The organism is Microvirga sp. P5_D2 (assembly GCF_054049475.1).
In genome coordinates, this window is the sequence record NZ_JBFUMH010000425.1 from 1 (window position 1) to 535 (window position 535).

Annotated in this window: 1 protein-coding gene; it reads left to right on the top strand. The window is 65.2% G+C overall.

The genetic code is table 11. The annotated features are described in order from the left end of the window. Positions 1–535 (top strand): AMP-binding protein (locus ACXJKO_RS32090; RefSeq protein ID WP_457095025.1); only part of this gene is annotated, 535 nt, incomplete at both ends.

The window sequence follows — 535 nt, forward strand, 5'->3', positions numbered from 1 at the left end:
TTCGCCGGCGGCCAGCGGATCGGGGAACTCGAATATGAAGCCGCTCTCGCCGAGGGCAGCCCCGATTTCACCAGCGCCTTCCCGCTCGACGAATGGGACGCCATCGCGCTTGGCTACACCTCGGGGACCACAGGTAATCCGAAGGGCGTCGTGACGCATCATCGCGGTGCCTATCTCAACGCGGTCTCCAACATTCTCGCAGCCGGCCTCGGCCAGCACCCGGTCTATCTCTGGACCCTGCCGATGTTCCACTGCAACGGCTGGTGCTTCCCCTGGACCGTGGCGGCGAGTGCCGGCGTCAATGTCTGCCTGCGCAAGGTCGACCCGACAAAGATATTCGCGCTGATGCGCGAGCACGGCGTCACCCACATGTCCGGCGCGCCGATCGTCTACAACACGCTGATCAATGCGCCCGATGCGCCGGTCTATTCCGGTGGTCCTCTGGTGCAGGGGTCAATCGCCGGTGCGCCGCCGCCAATGGCGGTGCTGTCGGGTGCCGAGAAGATCGGCATCAAGCTGACCCACGTGTACGGCC